This window comes from Mycolicibacterium wolinskyi str. Jessa 2025 (genome assembly GCF_049241375.1).
In the GTDB taxonomy this organism is placed as follows: domain Bacteria; phylum Actinomycetota; class Actinomycetes; order Mycobacteriales; family Mycobacteriaceae; genus Mycobacterium; species Mycobacterium wolinskyi.
Window position 1 is genome coordinate 3,844,927 of the sequence record NZ_CP185960.1, and the last position, 16,322, is coordinate 3,861,248.

The 16,322-nt window shown below is 67.0% G+C and carries 14 protein-coding genes and 1 pseudogene; 7 read left to right on the forward strand and 8 right to left on the reverse strand.

All coding sequences use genetic code 11. The features are described from left to right. Positions 1-6 precede the first annotated feature (6 nt). The 5 genes from ACOI2T_RS18965 to ACOI2T_RS18985 all read right to left on the reverse strand — a co-directional run bounded on the left by ACOI2T_RS18965 (position 7) and on the right by ACOI2T_RS18985 (position 5,206). Positions 7-951: a DUF58 domain-containing protein gene (locus tag ACOI2T_RS18965; protein ID WP_067845336.1), complete on the reverse strand. Its 945-nt coding sequence runs from the start codon at positions 949-951 to the stop codon at positions 7-9. Beyond that, on the reverse strand, positions 948-2,111 hold the full coding sequence (gene moxR1, locus ACOI2T_RS18970; protein ID WP_067845335.1) for a chaperone MoxR1: 1,164 nt from the start codon (positions 2,109-2,111) through the stop codon (positions 948-950). Before moxR1 ends, ACOI2T_RS18965 begins: the two co-directional genes overlap by 4 nt. 137 nt (positions 2,112-2,248) lie before the next feature. Then, the gene (gene ripB / locus ACOI2T_RS18975; RefSeq protein ID WP_067845334.1) at positions 2,249-2,941 is read right to left on the reverse strand and encodes an NlpC/P60 family peptidoglycan endopeptidase RipB; all 693 of its coding nucleotides are present in this window, start codon (positions 2,939-2,941) and stop codon (positions 2,249-2,251) included. 10 nt (positions 2,942-2,951) lie between these two features. Next, positions 2,952-4,397 (reverse strand): NlpC/P60 family peptidoglycan endopeptidase RipA, encoded by a 1,446-nt coding sequence (gene ripA, locus ACOI2T_RS18980; RefSeq protein WP_409504799.1) that lies wholly within the window; start codon positions 4,395-4,397, stop codon positions 2,952-2,954. Positions 4,398-4,630: 233 nt separating this feature from the next. Further along, positions 4,631-5,206, reverse strand: coding sequence for an Rv1476 family membrane protein (locus tag ACOI2T_RS18985; protein WP_085145634.1), 576 nt, complete (start codon positions 5,204-5,206; stop codon positions 4,631-4,633). Between the two features lie 280 nt (positions 5,207-5,486). On the opposite strand from ACOI2T_RS18985, the gene ACOI2T_RS18990 reads away from it, so the two are divergent. Continuing rightward, positions 5,487-8,315, forward strand: a complete 2,829-nt coding sequence (locus ACOI2T_RS18990; protein WP_409504798.1) for an aconitate hydratase — start codon at positions 5,487-5,489, stop codon at positions 8,313-8,315. Between the two features lie 28 nt (positions 8,316-8,343). Further along, positions 8,344-8,922: a TetR/AcrR family transcriptional regulator gene (locus ACOI2T_RS18995; RefSeq protein ID WP_067845326.1), complete on the forward strand. Its 579-nt coding sequence runs from the start codon at positions 8,344-8,346 to the stop codon at positions 8,920-8,922. A gap of 1 nt (position 8,923) precedes the next feature. Here ACOI2T_RS18995 and ACOI2T_RS19000 read toward each other — a convergent pair whose 3' ends face one another. The 3 genes and pseudogenes from ACOI2T_RS19000 to ACOI2T_RS19010 all read right to left on the reverse strand — a co-directional run. Then, positions 8,924-9,118: a helix-turn-helix domain-containing protein gene (locus tag ACOI2T_RS19000; protein WP_067845859.1), complete on the reverse strand. Its 195-nt coding sequence runs from the start codon at positions 9,116-9,118 to the stop codon at positions 8,924-8,926. A gap of 128 nt (positions 9,119-9,246) precedes the next feature. Next, a complete protein-coding gene (locus ACOI2T_RS19005; RefSeq protein ID WP_409504797.1) occupies positions 9,247-10,875 on the reverse strand; it encodes an ABC-F family ATP-binding cassette domain-containing protein in 1,629 nt (542 codons plus the stop codon). 46 nt (positions 10,876-10,921) lie between these two features. Continuing rightward, positions 10,922-11,103, reverse strand: a pseudogene (locus tag ACOI2T_RS19010) (enoyl-CoA hydratase); the annotation flags it as partial. Between the two features lie 150 nt (positions 11,104-11,253). Here ACOI2T_RS19010 and ACOI2T_RS19015 point away from each other — a divergent pair. From ACOI2T_RS19015 to ACOI2T_RS19035, 5 genes are all read left to right on the forward strand, one after another. Next, complete coding sequence (locus tag ACOI2T_RS19015) at positions 11,254-12,987, forward strand: AMP-binding protein (protein ID WP_409504858.1); 1,734 nt, start codon at positions 11,254-11,256, stop codon at positions 12,985-12,987. 68 nt (positions 12,988-13,055) lie between these two features. Then, positions 13,056-13,775: a glycosyltransferase gene (locus tag ACOI2T_RS19020; protein ID WP_067845320.1), complete on the forward strand. Its 720-nt coding sequence runs from the start codon at positions 13,056-13,058 to the stop codon at positions 13,773-13,775. A 73-nt stretch (positions 13,776-13,848) separates the two neighbouring features. Beyond that, complete coding sequence (locus tag ACOI2T_RS19025; protein ID WP_085145639.1) at positions 13,849-14,778, forward strand: efflux ABC transporter ATPase subunit, DrrA-related; 930 nt, start codon at positions 13,849-13,851, stop codon at positions 14,776-14,778. Next, positions 14,775-15,515, forward strand: coding sequence for an ABC transporter permease (locus ACOI2T_RS19030; protein ID WP_067845316.1), 741 nt, complete (start codon positions 14,775-14,777; stop codon positions 15,513-15,515). The genes ACOI2T_RS19025 and ACOI2T_RS19030 overlap by 4 nt, the downstream gene beginning before the upstream one ends. Next, entirely contained in the window at positions 15,512-16,309 is a 798-nt protein-coding gene (locus ACOI2T_RS19035; RefSeq protein WP_165765997.1) for an ABC transporter permease, read from the forward strand. The genes ACOI2T_RS19030 and ACOI2T_RS19035 overlap by 4 nt, the downstream gene beginning before the upstream one ends. The last annotated feature ends 13 nt before the right edge of the window (positions 16,310-16,322 follow it).

The following is a 16,322-nucleotide window of genomic DNA, read 5'->3' on the forward strand; positions in this document are numbered from 1 at the left end:
ACCGGCCTAGTGACCGGCCAGGGCGCCGCGCCTCCGGTTGGCAACGAACCGGACCACGTCGGCGATCCAGTCCCGGTCGGTGCGCAGGGTGAGCAGTGGGGCGTCGCAGCGCCGCAGGGTGCGGGCCACCTCTTCACGGTGCGCGGCGGCGGCCTGTTCGAAATCGCTGCGCAGTTGCGCGTCGATGGTGAACTCCCGGGTCACCCCGGTTTCGGTGTCCTGCAGGATGACGTCGCCGACGTCGGGCAGCTCGACGTCACGCGGGTCGAGCACCTCGATGCCCAGCACCTCGTGACGGCCCGCGATCGCCCGCAGCGGTCGCATCCAGTTGATGGGCCCAAGGAAGTCGCTGATGATCACCGCCATGCCGCGACGGCGCTCGGGCCGGCGCAGGGCGTCGATCGCGGCGGCGAGATCACCCCGGACACCGGTGGGAGCCTTGGGCGTGGTGGCGATCGCACGCAACAGTTCCTGCTCGTGCACCCGGCCACTCAGCGCCGGAACCCGGCGCATCGTGTCGCCGTTGGCGATGATCGCGCCGATCCGGTTGCCGCCACCGCTGTTGAGAAACGCGATCGCGGCGGCGGCCGCCACCGCCAGATCGCGCTTCTCGCAGCCGGTGGTGCCGAAGTCAAGGCTCGCCGACACGTCGACGACGAGCCAGGTCTCCAGCTCGCGGTCGGCGATCATCTGCCGCACGTGCGGCTGGGTGGTGCGTGCCGTCACCGACCAGTCCATCCGGCGCACGTCGTCGCCGGGCTGGTAGATCCGCGACTCCCCCGGCTCGGACCCCGGGCCGGGTATCAGGCCGAGATGATCGCCGTGCAGCACACCGTCGAGCTTGCGGCGCACCGTCAGCTCGAGCTTGCGCAGCGCCGCCGTCAGGGCGGGGTCACGGATCTCCCCGCGTTTGAGCGAAGGAAGGTCGACGGCGCGTCGGGAACTGGTCACCGACCGCTGGCCGCGGCAGCTGCGGCGGGAACGGCGGGCGGAACCGAATGACCTTGCTGCGGAAGGGCATTCACCTGCGGCAGGGCCACGGTCTGCAGGATCCGGTTGACCACCGTCTCCGCGGAGATCTCGTCGGCCAGTGCGTCGTAGGTCAGCACCAGGCGGTGGCGAAGCACATCGGGGATGACCTCGACGACGTCCTGCGGGATGACGTAGTCACGGCCGCGCACCAACGCGAGCGCACGCGCCGCCGAGATGATGCCGAGCGAGGCACGTGGGGACGCGCCGTAGGCGATCCACGCCTTGGCGTCAGGCATGCCGAACTTCTCCGGCTCGCGCGTCGCGGTCACGATGCGCACCACGTAGTCCACCAACGCGTGGTGCACGAACGTGTTGGCCGCGATGTCCTGCAGGCGCAGCAGGTCGCCGGTCGCGAGGATCTGCTTGGGCTCGGGCGGCTTGACGCCCATCCGGTAGATGATCTCGCGCTCTTCCTCCGGCGACGGATAGTCGACGTTGAGCTTGAACAGGAAGCGGTCGCGCTGGGCTTCCGGGAGCGCGTACACGCCCTCCTGCTCGATGGGGTTCTGGGTGGCCATCACCAGGAAGGGACTCGGCAACGGGAAGGTCTTGCCGCCGATCGAGATCTTGCGCTCGGCCATGACCTCCAGCAACGCCGACTGCACCTTGGCGGGCGCGCGGTTGATCTCGTCGGCGAGCAGGAAGTTGACCACCACCGGGCCGAGCTCGATGTCGAAGTCTTCCTTGCCCTGCCGGTAGATGCGCGTACCGATGATGTCGGTGGGCACCAGGTCGGGCGTGAACTGGATACGGGCGAATGTCCCGCCAACGACCTTGGCGAACGTCTCGACGGCAAGGGTCTTGGCGACGCCCGGCACACCTTCCAGAAGCACGTGCCCCTTGGCCAGCAAACCGACGAGCATGCGCTCCACCAGTTGGTCCTGGCCGACGATGATGCGCTTGACCTCGAAGATCGCGCGTTCCAGGGTGTGCACCTCGGCCTGCAGACCACCGTTGGTGGCTGCCTGCGGGGCGGCCTGCGCGGCATGGGAGCCGGTCGGCCCGGGCGGATAGCCCGGCGCGGGGCCCGAACCGGGATACCCTCCGGCGCCCTGCGGCGGTCCACTCGGTGACGTCATCAACTTCCTCCCACGGTCGTGATCTGCAAAACGCTGGTCTTGCCGGTTGTACTCAGCCGGGCAATCAGGTGCCCGCAGTCAACTATTCCAGGCACCTCGGAATCCGTCGACGCTGGCCGGAACTGCTCAGCTTCCCCTCAGGATTCGATGATGCGGGCCGCGTAGGGCTGCAAACCCGATGTGCGCACCGGGCTCACCGTAACTTTGCCCGCGCTGCCGGATGCTTCGATCATCCGGCCACCGCCGAGGTACATCGCCACGTGCTGGCTGCCGCCCGGCCCCCAGAACAACAGGTCGCCGCGCTTGGCCTGGGCCACCGGGACTTTGCGGCCGGTGTTGTACTGATCGCCCGAGTACTTGGGGATCAACACGCCGACGCCCGCGTACGAGAACTGGGTGAAACCCGAACAGTCGAAGCCCACCGTGTTGGCCCCGGAGTCGATGCCACGGCTCGGGCCGCTGGGCTTGCCGCCGCCCCACGAGTACGGCACGCCCATCTGCGTGCCGCCGCGCCGGATCACGTACTCGATGGCCTGCGGTCCTCGGACACTGCCGGCGGCAACGCTCGTCGGCGCGTCGTTGACGAGTCCGAGACTGGCCAGGAACTTGCGCCCCAGCCCCATCGTGACCTCGGTGGCCTGCGCGGTCGCCTGCAACGATGCGTTGGCGATCGCCAGCGGGTCACCCGGCGCGCCAGCACTGATCAGCTTCGGCAGCGTGGGGTCCCATTGACCGTCGTCGGGCGCGGCGCCCGCCGGGGTCACCAGTCCGATTCCCGCGACGGCGAGTGCCGCGATGACGGTCAGGCAACGTAAGACGAAGGAACGCAAGGTAATCCCATCAGTATTCGATAAGCCGAGTCACGTATGGCGTCATGCCGCTGGTGCGGACGGGCGAGATCTTGACGTGCGATCCGGTGTAGGGCGCCTCCAACATCTGCCCGTTGCCGAGGTACATCGCGACGTGCTGACTGGCGTTCGGTCCGTAGAAGATCATGTCGCCGCGACGCATCTGTGACGACGGGACCTTCCGTCCGGCGTTGTACTGCGACCCGGAGTAGTGGTCGAGCTTGATGCCGACGCCGGCGAACATGTAGAGCATCAGGCCCGAGCAGTCGAAGCCGACGGTGCCTGCGCCCGAATCGATTCCGCGGCTGGGTCCGGCCGCGTTACCGCCGCCCCACGAATACGGCACACCCATCTGCGACATCCCGCGGCGGATCACGTACTCCATGGCCTGGCGCCCGTAGACCCGCGGGATCGCACCGTTGGTGAAGCCGCTCGGGGTGGGCAGGATGCCCAGCTTCTGCAGGAACGTCCGCCCCATGTTCGCGGTGACCTGAGCCGAGGTCTGCGAGATGCCGAGGATGGCATTGATGATCGCGATCGGGTCACCGCTGACGAACGCGCTGGGGATCGCGGGCAGCGTGGGATCCCATGCGGTGTCCCAGTTCTGGCCGGCCTGGACGGGCGCACCCGGTGCGCGGTCCCAGTCCCCCGCCGCGGCCTGCGGGGCGGGCTGGGGTGCGCGCGCCGGCGCACCGGACGCCGCCGAGACCGTGCGCACCTGGTCGAGCCGGCGTTGGGCCGCGGCCCGTTCGGCGGTCAACCGCTGCAGTTCACCCTGTTGCGTGCTGAACGTCTGCTGGGCCTGCTTGAGCGCCGACACCGCGGAGTCCTGGCTGGTTTGCGCGTCGATGGTCGCCTGGTCGGCTTTCTGCTTGGCCAGCCGGGCCGTCGACTCGCGGTTCACCTGCTCGGTGCGGGCACGTTGCAGATCCGCGATCACCTGGTCGGCACTGGCCGCCAGGGCCTGGCCGGTGGCGGCGGTGCTGACCATGTCGCCGGGATCCGCCGCCGTCAGGTACGAGCTCGACGGCCCGTTGACGTAGGTCGCCGCCGCGAACGTGTCGAACCGCTTCTGGGCGGCCTCGATCGCCGCGTTCGCGTCGGCGATGCCCTGCTGGCTCGCCTCGACCTCGCGTTGCGCGGCCGCCGCGCCGTCGCGAGCGGTCTGCACATCGAGGATCGCTTTGTTGACGGTCTCCTGTTGCGTCTGGATCGCCGCACCCAGCTCCTGCAACTTCTGATCGGCATTGGCGACGGCCGCGACCAAGGTCGCGAGGTCTGAACCACCGGGGTCGGCGACCGCTGGGCCACCGCCGGACAGCGCTGTCGCCAGCAGCATGCCGAGCGTCAGCGGCACCGCGAAGATCCGGGCATACAGACGGGACGGAGAGGTCCGATCTGCGCCGCGAGTGCGCGGTCCGCGAGCGGTGCGTCTCATTCGACTCAAGTCTCCTATGGCTCAACGTCGGCCTACCGGCAGATTTGCTCGGCGCCTATGCGCAGAAGTCACACGAAGCACAACTACAACAATTGGTACCGATTGCACCGTACGTCACAGGTGACGCTAAAGAAACTTTAGTCACAAATTACAATAATGTAATTGCGAGGAGTGTGACCAATTAGTGATATTCGAACAATTTCCGAACTAATGTTCGATGCGCACTTCGGGCGTCACCGAGTGGCGTCCGACGGCTGCGCCGCGGCCGATCGTTTGCTGCGAACCTGCAGCATGCGGGTGCCGACGGCCGCCGCGGCGACGCCGAGGACGAGCACGATCGTCAATGCCGTCCACGGGAAATCCGGGGTCGTGATCTCGCCGACGAAATTCTGCGCAGAAAGGACCGGGTTGCCGGTCTTTGCCACGTCCTGACCGGCCTCCAAAGTCACCCGATCGAGCGTCGGACTGTAAGTACCGGCGAATGACGGACTCAACGCCAACACGGTCGACCCGGGATTGGCCTGGCCGACCTCGGTCGCGATATCCCGCAACGGCGTATCGATGCCCGGATTCCTCGGCAACACGACGATCTTGAGGTCGACGCCCTGCTGGCGCGCGTCGCTGACCACCTGCCGCAGCCCGTCGACGACTGCGGCCGGCGCACTCACGCCGTCGTCGCGAACATCGGCCTGCACCGCCGCCATGCACTGAGCCACGCCGTCGGGCTGACCCGGATCGATGCCGACGGTTTCGCACACCTCGACCGGGATGAATGCCGGGAGGAACGGGATGACGTGCGGTCCAGTCACACAGGCAAGGTACCCGTGCCCGCACCGCCCCGAGAATCCACACCGGCGATCGCGACGGCATCGTCACCGTCCCGTGCGCCCGTTGTCACGCCAGCGTGACCGTCGGCGCCGGTTGCCACTCGGGCGTGACAGTCGCGAGTTCACCCGAACCGGGTGGCAGGCGCCACGCGGGAAGGGAAGACTGGACCCCGCCCTGGAGCGCATTGCAGGACAAGCGTACTGTTAACATCGGAACGCCGCAGACACAGCCCGTCGCGGCGAGATTGAGCCGGGAGTTGATGTGAGCAGCGAGAATACGGAAAATTCGTCCCTTAACTCATTTGGTGCCCGTGACACCCTGACCGTCGGGGACCAGAGCTACGAAATCTATCGCCTAGACGCGGTGCCCGGTACCGAGAAGCTTCCCTACAGCCTCAAGGTGCTCGCGGAGAACCTGCTGCGCACCGAGGACGGCGCCAACATCACCAAGGACCACATCGAGGCCATCGCCAACTGGGATCCCTCGGCCGAGCCGAGCGTCGAGATCCAGTTCACCCCGGCCCGCGTGCTGATGCAGGACTTCACCGGTGTGCCATGCATCGTGGACCTGGCCACCATGCGCGAGGCCGTGGCCGCCCTCGGCGGCGACCCGAACAAGGTCAACCCGCTCTCCCCCGCCGAGATGGTCATCGACCACTCCGTCATCCTCGACGTCTTCGGCAACGCAGGCGCCTTCGAGCGCAACGTCGAACTCGAATACGAGCGCAACTCCGAGCGCTACCAGTTCCTGCGCTGGGGCCAGGGCGCGTTCGACGACTTCAAGGTCGTCCCCCCGGGCACCGGCATCGTGCACCAGGTCAACATCGAGTACCTGGCCCGCGTCGTCATGGTGCGCGATGGCAAGGCTTACCCGGACACGTGTGTGGGCACTGACAGCCACACCACCATGGAGAACGGCCTTGGCGTGCTGGGCTGGGGCGTCGGCGGTATCGAGGCCGAGGCCGCCATGCTGGGCCAGCCCGTCTCGATGCTCATCCCCCGCGTCGTCGGCTTCAAGCTGACCGGTGAGATCAAGCCCGGCGTGACCGCGACCGACGTCGTGCTCACCGTCACCGACATGCTGCGCCGCCACGGCGTGGTCGGCAAGTTCGTCGAGTTCTACGGCAAGGGCGTGGCCGAGGTGCCGCTGGCCAACCGCGCCACCCTGGGCAACATGAGCCCCGAATTCGGTTCCACCGCAGCGATTTTCCCGATCGACGAAGAGACCATCAACTACCTGCGGCTGACCGGGCGCAGCGAGCAGCAGCTCGCGCTGGTCGAGGCCTATGCCAAGACGCAGGGCATGTGGCACAACCCGGACAAGGAGCCGGTGTTCTCCGAGTACCTGGAGCTGGACCTGTCGACGGTGGTGCCGTCGATCTCGGGCCCGAAGCGCCCGCAGGACCGCATCGAGCTGTCGGATGCCAAGAACGCCTTCCGCAAGGACATCCACAACTACGTCGAGGAGAACCTCCCGACGCCGCACACCCAACTGGACGAGGCGGTCGAGGAATCGTTCCCGGCCTCCGACCCCGCCAAGCTGTCGTTCGCCGACGACGGCGCGGTGGACGTACGTCCGTCCGCGGCAAACGGTTCCGAGGGCCGGCCGTCGAAGCCGATCACCGTCCGCTCCGAAGAGCGCGGTGAGTTCGTGCTCGATCACGGGGCTGTCGTCGTCGCGGGTATCACGTCGTGCACCAACACCTCCAACCCGTCGGTCATGCTCGGCGCGGCGCTGCTCGCCAAGAAGGCCGTCGAGAAGGGCCTGAGCACCAAGCCGTGGGTCAAGACCAACATGGCGCCGGGCTCGCAGGTGGTCACCGACTACTACAACAAGGCCAACCTCTGGCCGTACCTGGAGAAGCTGGGCTACTACCTGGGCGGCTACGGCTGCACCACGTGCATCGGCAACACCGGCCCGCTGCCGGACGAGATCTCCAAGGCCATCAACGACAACGATCTGTCGGTGACCGCGGTGCTCTCGGGCAACCGCAACTTCGAGGGCCGTATCTCCCCCGACGTCAAGATGAACTACCTGGCGTCGCCGCCGCTGGTGATCGCCTACGGCATCGCGGGCACCATGGACTTCGATTTCGAGACCGACCCGCTCGGCCAGGATCAAGACGGTAACGACGTCTTCCTCAAGGACATTTGGCCATCGGCCCAAGAGATCGAGGAGACCATCGCGTCCTCGATCAACCGGGAGATGTTCACCGAGTCCTACGCCGACGTGTTCAAGGGCGACGACCGCTGGCGTTCGCTGGCCACTCCGGAGGGTGACACCTTCGAGTGGGACGAGTCGTCGACCTACGTCCGCAAGGCCCCGTACTTCGACGGCATGCCCGCCGAGCCGGAGCCCGTCACCGACATCAAGGGCGCCAGAGTGCTTGCGCTGCTTGGCGATTCGGTCACGACCGACCACATCAGCCCGGCAGGCGCGATCAAGCCGGGCACCCCGGCCGCGCAGTATCTCGACGCCAACGGCGTCGAGCGCAAGGATTACAACTCGCTGGGGTCGCGGCGCGGCAACCACGAGGTGATGATCCGCGGTACGTTCGCCAACATCCGGCTGCGCAACCAGCTGCTCGACGATGTCTCGGGTGGCTACACCCGCGACTTCACCCAGCCCGGTGGCCCGCAGGCGTTCATCTACGACGCCTCGGTCAACTACCAGAAGGCCGGCATCCCGCTGGTCGTGCTGGGCGGCAAGGAGTACGGCTCCGGTTCGTCGCGGGACTGGGCGGCCAAGGGCACCACGCTGCTGGGCGTGCGCGCGGTCATCACCGAGTCGTTCGAACGCATCCACCGCTCGAACCTCATCGGCATGGGCGTCATCCCGCTGCAGTTCCCCGCCGGCGAGTCGGCCGCCAGCCTCAAGCTGGACGGCACCGAGACCTTCGACATCACCGGGATCGAGGAACTCAACTCCGGCAAGACGCCCAAGACCGTGCACGTCACCGCCACCAAGGAGGACGGTTCCAAGGTGGAGTTCGACGCGGTGGTCCGCATCGACACCCCCGGCGAGGCGGATTACTACCGCAACGGCGGCATCCTGCAGTACGTGCTGCGCAACATGCTGAAGGCGAAGTAGGTCCGGCGGACCGGCAGAAGGTAACGCGTTGCCCCGGGTAACCGACGACCATCTCGCAGCCCGGCGCCGTCAGATCCTTGACGGCGCCAGGCGCTGCTTCGCCCAATACGGCTACGAGAGTGCGACCGTGCGACGGCTCGAGCAGACGATCGGGCTGTCGCGCGGCGCGATCTTTCACCACTTCAAGGACAAGGACACCTTGTTCTTCGAACTGGCCCGCGAGGACGCCGAACGCATGGCCGACGTCGCGGCGCGCGAAGGCCTGATCCAGGTCATGCGTGATCTGCTGGCCGAGCCCGAGCAGTACGACTGGCTGGCCACCCGGCTGGAGATCGCGCGAAAGCTCCGCAATGACCCGGCATTTCACCAGGGCTGGGCGGAACGCTCAGCCGAGCTGTCGGCAGCCACGACCGAGCGCTTACGCCGGCAGAAGCAAGCCGGACGCCTGCGCGACGATGTGCCGAGCGCAGTGCTGCACATCTACCTCGACCTGGTGCTCGACGGCCTCGTCGCCCGGCTGGCCTCAGGTGAAGACCCGAAGAACCTCAGCGCCGTACTCGATCTGGTGGAAGCCTCGGTGCGACAGCAGCAGCCGACGAGCCAGTGAGTCAGGCCCGCGTCTTGGTGCGGTGATTGGGCCCACCGCGGCTGCGCATCGTGGTGCCGGACTCCCGCAGCAAGCTGTGTATCGAGCCGTAGGACCGACCGGTCCTAGCAACCAGCGAGCGGATGCTGGCACCCCCCTCGTAGGCGCGGCGCAACTCGTTCAACAGCTCGTCCCGGGTCTTGTTCGTTTCCTTCATCGACATCTCCCCGCTCTCGATGTCCCGACGCATACCCACCCTAGGAAGCAGTCACACACCGATGGGCGGATTTGTCCAACGTCTTAGATTTACGCGGCCGAAAGCGAGACGGGTCTTGAGTTTTCGCGTCAGGCGAGTTCGATGAGATCGCGGTAGTCGTTCGACCAGAAGTCCTCGGTGCCATCCGGGAGCAGCACGACCCGCTGCGGATCGAGCGCTTCCGCGGCGCCCGGGTCGTGCGTCACCAGCACGACCGCACCGACATAGCTGCGCAGCGCGTCGAGCACCTGTTCACGGGACGCGGGGTCGAGGTTGTTGGTCGGCTCGTCGAGCAGCAACACGTTGGCCGTCGAGGCCACCAGGCCGGCCAGCGCCAGCCGGGTCTTCTCGCCACCCGACAGCGTGCCCGCCGGCTGATCGAGCTGGGGACCGGTGAACATGAACGCGCCGAGCAGGCCACGCAGATCCTGCTCACCGGTGTCAGGAGCCGCGTGCCGGATGTTCTCCCACACCGTGGCGTGGTCGTCGAGCGTGTCGTGCTCCTGGGCGAAGTAGCCGATCTTGCAGCCGTGGCCGGGTTCCAGCCCGCCCGCGTCGGGGCTCTCGGTCCCGGCGAGCAGCCGCAACAGCGTCGTCTTGCCAGCGCCGTTGAGCCCGAGCACGACGACGCGCGAACCCCGGTCGATGGCCAGATCGACGCCGGTGAAGACCTCTAGCGACCCGTAGTTCTTGGTCAGGCCCTTGGCCACCAACGGCGTCTTGCCGCACGGAGCCGGCGTCGGGAACTTGATCCGGGCGACCTTGTCGGCGACCCGTTCCTCGTCCAGCGATGCCATCATGCGATCGGCTCGACGCAACATGTTTTGCGCCGCAACGGCTTTCGTCGCCTTGGCGCCCATCTTGGCCGCCTGGGCACGCAACGCGGACGCCTTGCGCTCGGCGTTGGCGCGCTCACGACGGCGGCGCTGCTCGTCGGTGGCGCGGGCATCGAGGTACTTCTGCCACGTCATGTTGTAGACGTCGACCTCACCGCGGACGGCGTCGAGGAACCACACCCGGTTCACGACCTCGGCCAGCAGATCGACGTTGTGGCTGATCACCACGAGCCCGCCGGTGTGATTGTGCAGAAAGTCCCGCAGCCAGCCGATCGAGTCGGCGTCGAGGTGGTTGGTCGGTTCGTCGAGCAGCAGTGTGGTGGCCGATCCCGAGCCGGTGTCGCTCGCGGCGAACAGGATGCGCGCGAGTTCGATACGGCGGCGCTGGCCGCCCGACAGCGTGCGCAACTGCTGGGTGAGCACGCGGTCCGGCAGACCGAGGCTCGCGCAGATGCGGCCCGCCTCGCTCTCGGCCGCATAGCCGCCGAGTGCGGAGAAGCGCTCCTCCAGTTGGCCGTAGCGGCGCACCGCTTTGTCCCTGGCCGCGTCGTCGGCGACCTCGGCCATCAACACCTGCTGCTTCTCCAGGTCGGCGAGCAGCGTGTCCAGGCCCCGCGCGGACAGCACGCGATCGCGGGCCAGCACGTCGAGATCGCCTTCCTTGGGATCCTGTGGCAGGTAACCGATCTCCCCGGTGCGCGAGATCGAGCCCGCATAGGGTTCGCCCTCGCCGGCGAGGATGCGCATCGTCGTGGTCTTGCCCGCGCCGTTCCGGCCGACCAGGCCGATCCGATCGCCGGGCTGGACGCGCAGCGCCGCGCCCTCGGTGGACAGCAGAGTGCGCGCGCCGGCGCGGACCTCCAGGTCCGTTGCGGTGATCACGCTGCTCTGCTCCTATCCTCGGGTTTCCCGGATCTGCTGGCTGTCCGGTCAAGGCTGGGAGTCGCTTTTCGGCACGGGCCGCCCCAGCGTTCTCGAAGTTCGCAGCAGCGGGCGCACGAAGAGTAGTCCCAGGCCGTCGGCCGGTATGTGCCCCTCCAGGCTAGCGGCGTCCAGTCCACTCCAAAGACCGCGCCTGGTCAACTCGGTTTCCGGGCCTGTGACGCCGGCACAGGAGTTTGCCGACTTGCGATGGCGGCCTGGACAGCGTTTCCTGAGACAAACCTCACCGGCCAAGGGGGGCATCGGGTAGAGGGCACATCAAACAGATCCGTTCGCCTAAGCTCGTTTGGTCGTGCATCGGAGAGCTATGAGAGGGGCATAGTCATCGAGTCGTCAATCCCTGCCGTCCTGAGGGAGCGCGCGAGCATACAGCCCAACGATGTCGCGTTCACGTACATGAACTACGACACCGCTTGGGAAGGCGTTCCCGAGAGCCTGACGTGGTCGCAGCTGCATCGGCGGGCAGTCAACCTGGCCGACGAGATCCGCGAGCGCGCCGAGTTCGGCGACCGCGCGGTGATCCTCGCGCCCCAGGGCATGGAGTACGTGGTCGGTTTCCTCGGCGCACTCCAGGCCAACCTCATCGCGGTCCCGCTGTCAGTGCCCATGCCCGGCGTGAGCGACGAGCGAGTCACCGCCGTGCTCGCCGACGCGACACCGACGGTGATATTGACCACGTCGGCCATCGTCGACGATGTCCGGCCGTATGCCACAAGCGTCGACGGGCGCCCCGCGCCGGCGATCATCGAGATCGACAAACTCGACCTCGATACCCGGCGCCGGGTCACCCGCCGCCGCGAAGAATGCCCCGAACTCGCCTACCTGCAGTACACCTCGGGTTCGACGAGAATCCCGGCGGGCGTGATGGTGTCGCACCTCAACCTCGCGACCAACTTCGAGCAGATGACCACGTACTTCTTCGCCGATCACGGCAAGGTGGCCCCGCCGGGCACGTCGGTGGTCTCCTGGCTGCCCTTCTATCACGACATGGGCTTGCTGCTGGGTATCTGCGCACCGATCCTCGGCGGTTGGGAAACGGTGTTCACCAGCCCGATCGCGTTCCTGACCCGCCCGGCACGCTGGATGCAGCTGCTCAGCAACCGGCAGTGGGGCCTGAGTGCGGCCCCGAACTTCGCATTCGACCTTGCCGCCGCGCGGACCACCGACGAGGACATGGCCGGCGGCGATCTCGGCAACGTGCTCGCGATCATGAGCGGGGCCGAACGCGTGCAGCCGGTCACGGTCCGCAGATTCGCGCAGCGATTCGCCCCGTTCAACCTGTCGGACACCGTGATCCGGCCGTCGTACGGCCTCGCCGAGGCCACGCTGTACGTCGCCACCCATGCGCCCGGTTCGAGCCCGACGGTGGTGACCTTCGAGCCCGAGAAACTCTCACAGGGCCAGGCCGAGCGGGCTGACGGCGGAACCCCGCTGATCAGTTACGGCACCCCCGAGTCGCCTGCGGTGCGCATCGTCGATCCCGAAACCCGGCGCGAATGCGGCGCTGGCTCGATCGGCGAGATCTGGACGCGCGGCGACAACATCTGCCTCGGCTACTGGAACAAGACCGACGAGACCGCGCACACCTTCGGTGGCCGGATCGACAACCCGTCGGACGGCACCCCGGCCGAAAGCTGGCTGCGCACCGGCGATCTGGGTTTCATCTCGGAAGGTGAACTGTTCATCATCGGCCGGCTGAAGGATCTGCTGATCGTGCGCGGGCGCAATCACTATCCCGATGACATCGAGGCCACCGTCAGCGCGATCTCGAAGGGCCGGGTCGCGGCGATCTCGGTCGACCGGGACGGCACCGAGCAGTTGGTCGTCATCATCGAGGTCAAAGAACAGGGCAACGACCCCGAGAACGCCGGCAAACACGAGGCGCTCAAGACCGAGGTGACGGCCGCGATCGCCAACGCGCACGGGATCGGGCCGGCAGATCTGGCGCTGGTGTCCCGCGGATCGCTGCCGATCACCACGAGCGGCAAGATCCGCAGGCAGAAATGCGCCGAGCTGTACCGGACCGATGCGTTGACCCGCGTCGACGGCTGACGGGACGGTACGCAGCCGATGTATCAACAGTCCAGCCCGGGCCGCCCGGTGCGATCGGTCGGGTTGTCATGATCTCGTTCGTCATCCCGACGCTCAACGAAGAAGAGACGATCGGGAAGACCCTCGAATGTCTGTCGGAGTACGCGGGCGAGCACGAGATCATCGTTTCCGACGGATGCAGTACCGACCGGACGGTCGACATCTGCCGCCAGTACACCGACACCGTGGTCGTCCACGACAAGCCCCATCGGCAGACGATCGCCGAAGCCAGGAACGCCGGTGCCGCGGTCGCCCGCGGTGATTTCCTCGTGTTCCTCGACGCCGACGTCATCGTGCCCGATGTCAACGAGTTCTTCCGAGTGGCCGGCCAGGCCTTCCGGTCGATCGACGGCCTCGTGGCGTTGACCGGAAAGTACCGGGTCCTGCCGGAGGTGAGCACCGCGGCGGACAAGTACGTCTTCACCATGCTGGGCCTGCAGTTCCTGTTGCAGAACAACGTGTTTCGGGTCGGCGCCGCGGGCGGCGAGTTCCAGATGATCACTGCCGAGGCGTTCCGATCGGTGGGCGGCTTCGACGAGAAACTCGTGGCCGCCGAGGACATGGACCTGTTTCGCAGGCTGTCGCGCATCGGGCGTACGCACTTCGCCCGGCAACTGACCGTCTACCACTCCGGTCGGCGCGCACATTCCATCGGTTGGCCGCGGCTGCTCTGGAAATGGTTCAGCAATTCGGTCTCGGTGTTCCTGTTCAGAAAATCGGTGAGTAGAGAATGGGAGGCGATCCGGTGATGCCGACCATGCGCGACGGCGGCAACATGGCGCCGGCCCAACGGTTTTGGCGGTTTCGGCAAGGTGGGGTCGCGTGATCGAACTGAGCGGCCTCACCAAGGCTTACCAAGGAGTGGCGGCACTCAACGACGTGAGCTTCTCGGTGCCGACCGGATCGGTCCTGGCGCTGCTCGGTCACAACGGGGCGGGCAAGACCACAACCGTCAAGATCCTGTCGACCTTGATCCAGCCGACGTCCGGCCGGGCGCTCGTCGCGGGCTTCGACGTCGTCACCCAGGCCGGGCTGGTGCGCCAGAACATCGGTGTGACAGGACAGGAAGCCTGCCTGGACCAGCTGCTGACCGGACGTGAGAACCTGACCCTGTTCGGCCGGCTCCACGGGTTGCGCCGCAGGCAGGCCCGGGAGCGCGCGGACGAGTTGATCGACCAGTTCGATCTCGAGCACGCCGCCGACCGCTCGGTCCAAACCTATTCCGGCGGGATGCGACGCCGGATCGACATCGCGGTCGCGCTCGTGGTGCCGCCCAAGGTGCTGTTCCTCGACGAGCCGACAACGGGTTTGGACCCCAGAAGCCGCAGGCAGGTGTGGGCACTGGTGTCGTCGCTCGCGGCGCAGGGCGTCACCGTGCTGCTCACCACGCAGTATCTGGAAGAGGCCGACATCCTGAGCGATTCGATCGTGATCCTCGACTCCGGCCGGGTGGTCGCGAGCGGCACCGCCGATGATCTCAAGGGCCAGATCGGAACCAGCTACTGCCAGGTCACCCTCGTGCGCACCGCGGACGTCGCGCGGGTCGCGGCCGTGCTGGCCGACATCGACGAGATCGACGCCGACGAGGAGACCAACACCGTCTCGGTGCGCGCGGCCGACGGTGTCGGCACCCTCAGCGAGGTGTTCCGCCGTCTCGACCAGCTCGGCGTCGAGCTCATCGACATCTCGCTGCGCAAACCGTCGCTCGACGAGGTTTTCCTGCACCTCACTCCCCCGGCACTCACACCATGACAGCCGTTCCCGCCCTCACCGAGCGGGTGTTGCAGGTTGCGTTGCGCGACTTCGATCTACTGCTCGGCGTTCTCGCACCGGTGTTGACCCTGCTCGGCCTGAACTTCGCTCTGCAGAACGTCATCGACACCGGCGACATGAGCTACACCGAATACGTACTGCCCGCCACCATCATTCAGGCGATGCTGCTCGGTACCGTGACCGCCGCGGACCGGGCCGCCTGGGAGCAGTCCTCCGGATTCACGATGCGGCTACGCACCCAACCCATTTCGGCGCTGGCTCCACTGGCGGCCAGGATGGTGTACGCGCTGATCCGCGGCAGCCTTGCGCTCGTCGCGACGGTGATAACCGCGTATGCCCTCGGTTTCCGGTTCACCGGCGGCGTTCTGTGGACGGCCGTATTCCTGCTGATGCCACTGATACTGGCGCTCGGTCTGTCGTTGGGCGCGGACGCGACCGGGACCTGGGCCCACCGCGTGGGCGCGGGACAGTTGCTCCTGTTCCCGCAACTGTTGCTCGTCTTGGTGTCCACGGGCCTGGCTCCGGCCGACTCGTTCCCGGACTGGGTGCAACCGTTCGTACAGAACCAGCCGGTCTCCCAGATCACCTCGACATTGCGCGGCTTGGCCGGCGGCCACGTCGTAGGTACGGAGCTGACGATCACGCTGGCCTGGTGCCTGGGTCTGCTCGTGGTGTTCGGAACCATCGCGGTGCGATTGCAACGGCGGCGCGGATGAGCGTCGATTCCCCGCCGCGGACCTCCTCGTGGACCGCGAGCCTGATTCTCGCGGGCCGCCTGTTGACCCATTGGCGCCGCCACCCGCTGGTGCCGATGCAGTCGCTCTTGCTGCCCGCACTGTTGTTGGTGACCTACTACCTGTTGGTCAGCAAGTCGATGGTGCGCCTGACCGGAGCCGACAACCTCACCGCGTTGGTTCCCATGTGCACGGTGGCCGGGGCGATGATGGCGACCATCGGGGCGGGTTTCCAGATACCCACCGAACGCGACAGCGGGCTGTTGAGCCGATTCTGGGTCTCGCCGGTGAATCGCGGCAGTTTTCTGGCCGGCACGTTACTCGCCGAGGCGGCACGGACGCTCGGCGCCGGTGTCATCATCTTGGGCATCGGCATGCTGCTGGGTCTGCGCTTCGACGGCGGCTTGCCGGCCTTGATCGCGTTCCTGCTGATTCCCGTGCTGGTCGCGGTCGTGTTCGCGACAATCGTTGTCACCGTTGCGGTCTCGACCCGCAGCGCGGCGCTGCTGACGTTGCTGGGCACCGCGGCGACGGGCATGGCCTTCTGCACGGGCGGGGTGGCGCCCGTCGAGCTGTTCCCCGCGTGGCTGCAGCCCATCATCCAGATCCAGCCGTTGACACCCGTCGTCGACTCGATGCGAGCGCTCGCCGAGGGCGAACCCGTCGGGTGGTCACTGCTCGTGTGTTTCGCGTGGTTGGCCGTTCTGCTCGCGATATTCGGCCCGCTGGCGGTCCGCGGCTACCGGGCGGCCGCGGAATCGGGCGGCTCGGGATAGTCCACCGCGCCGG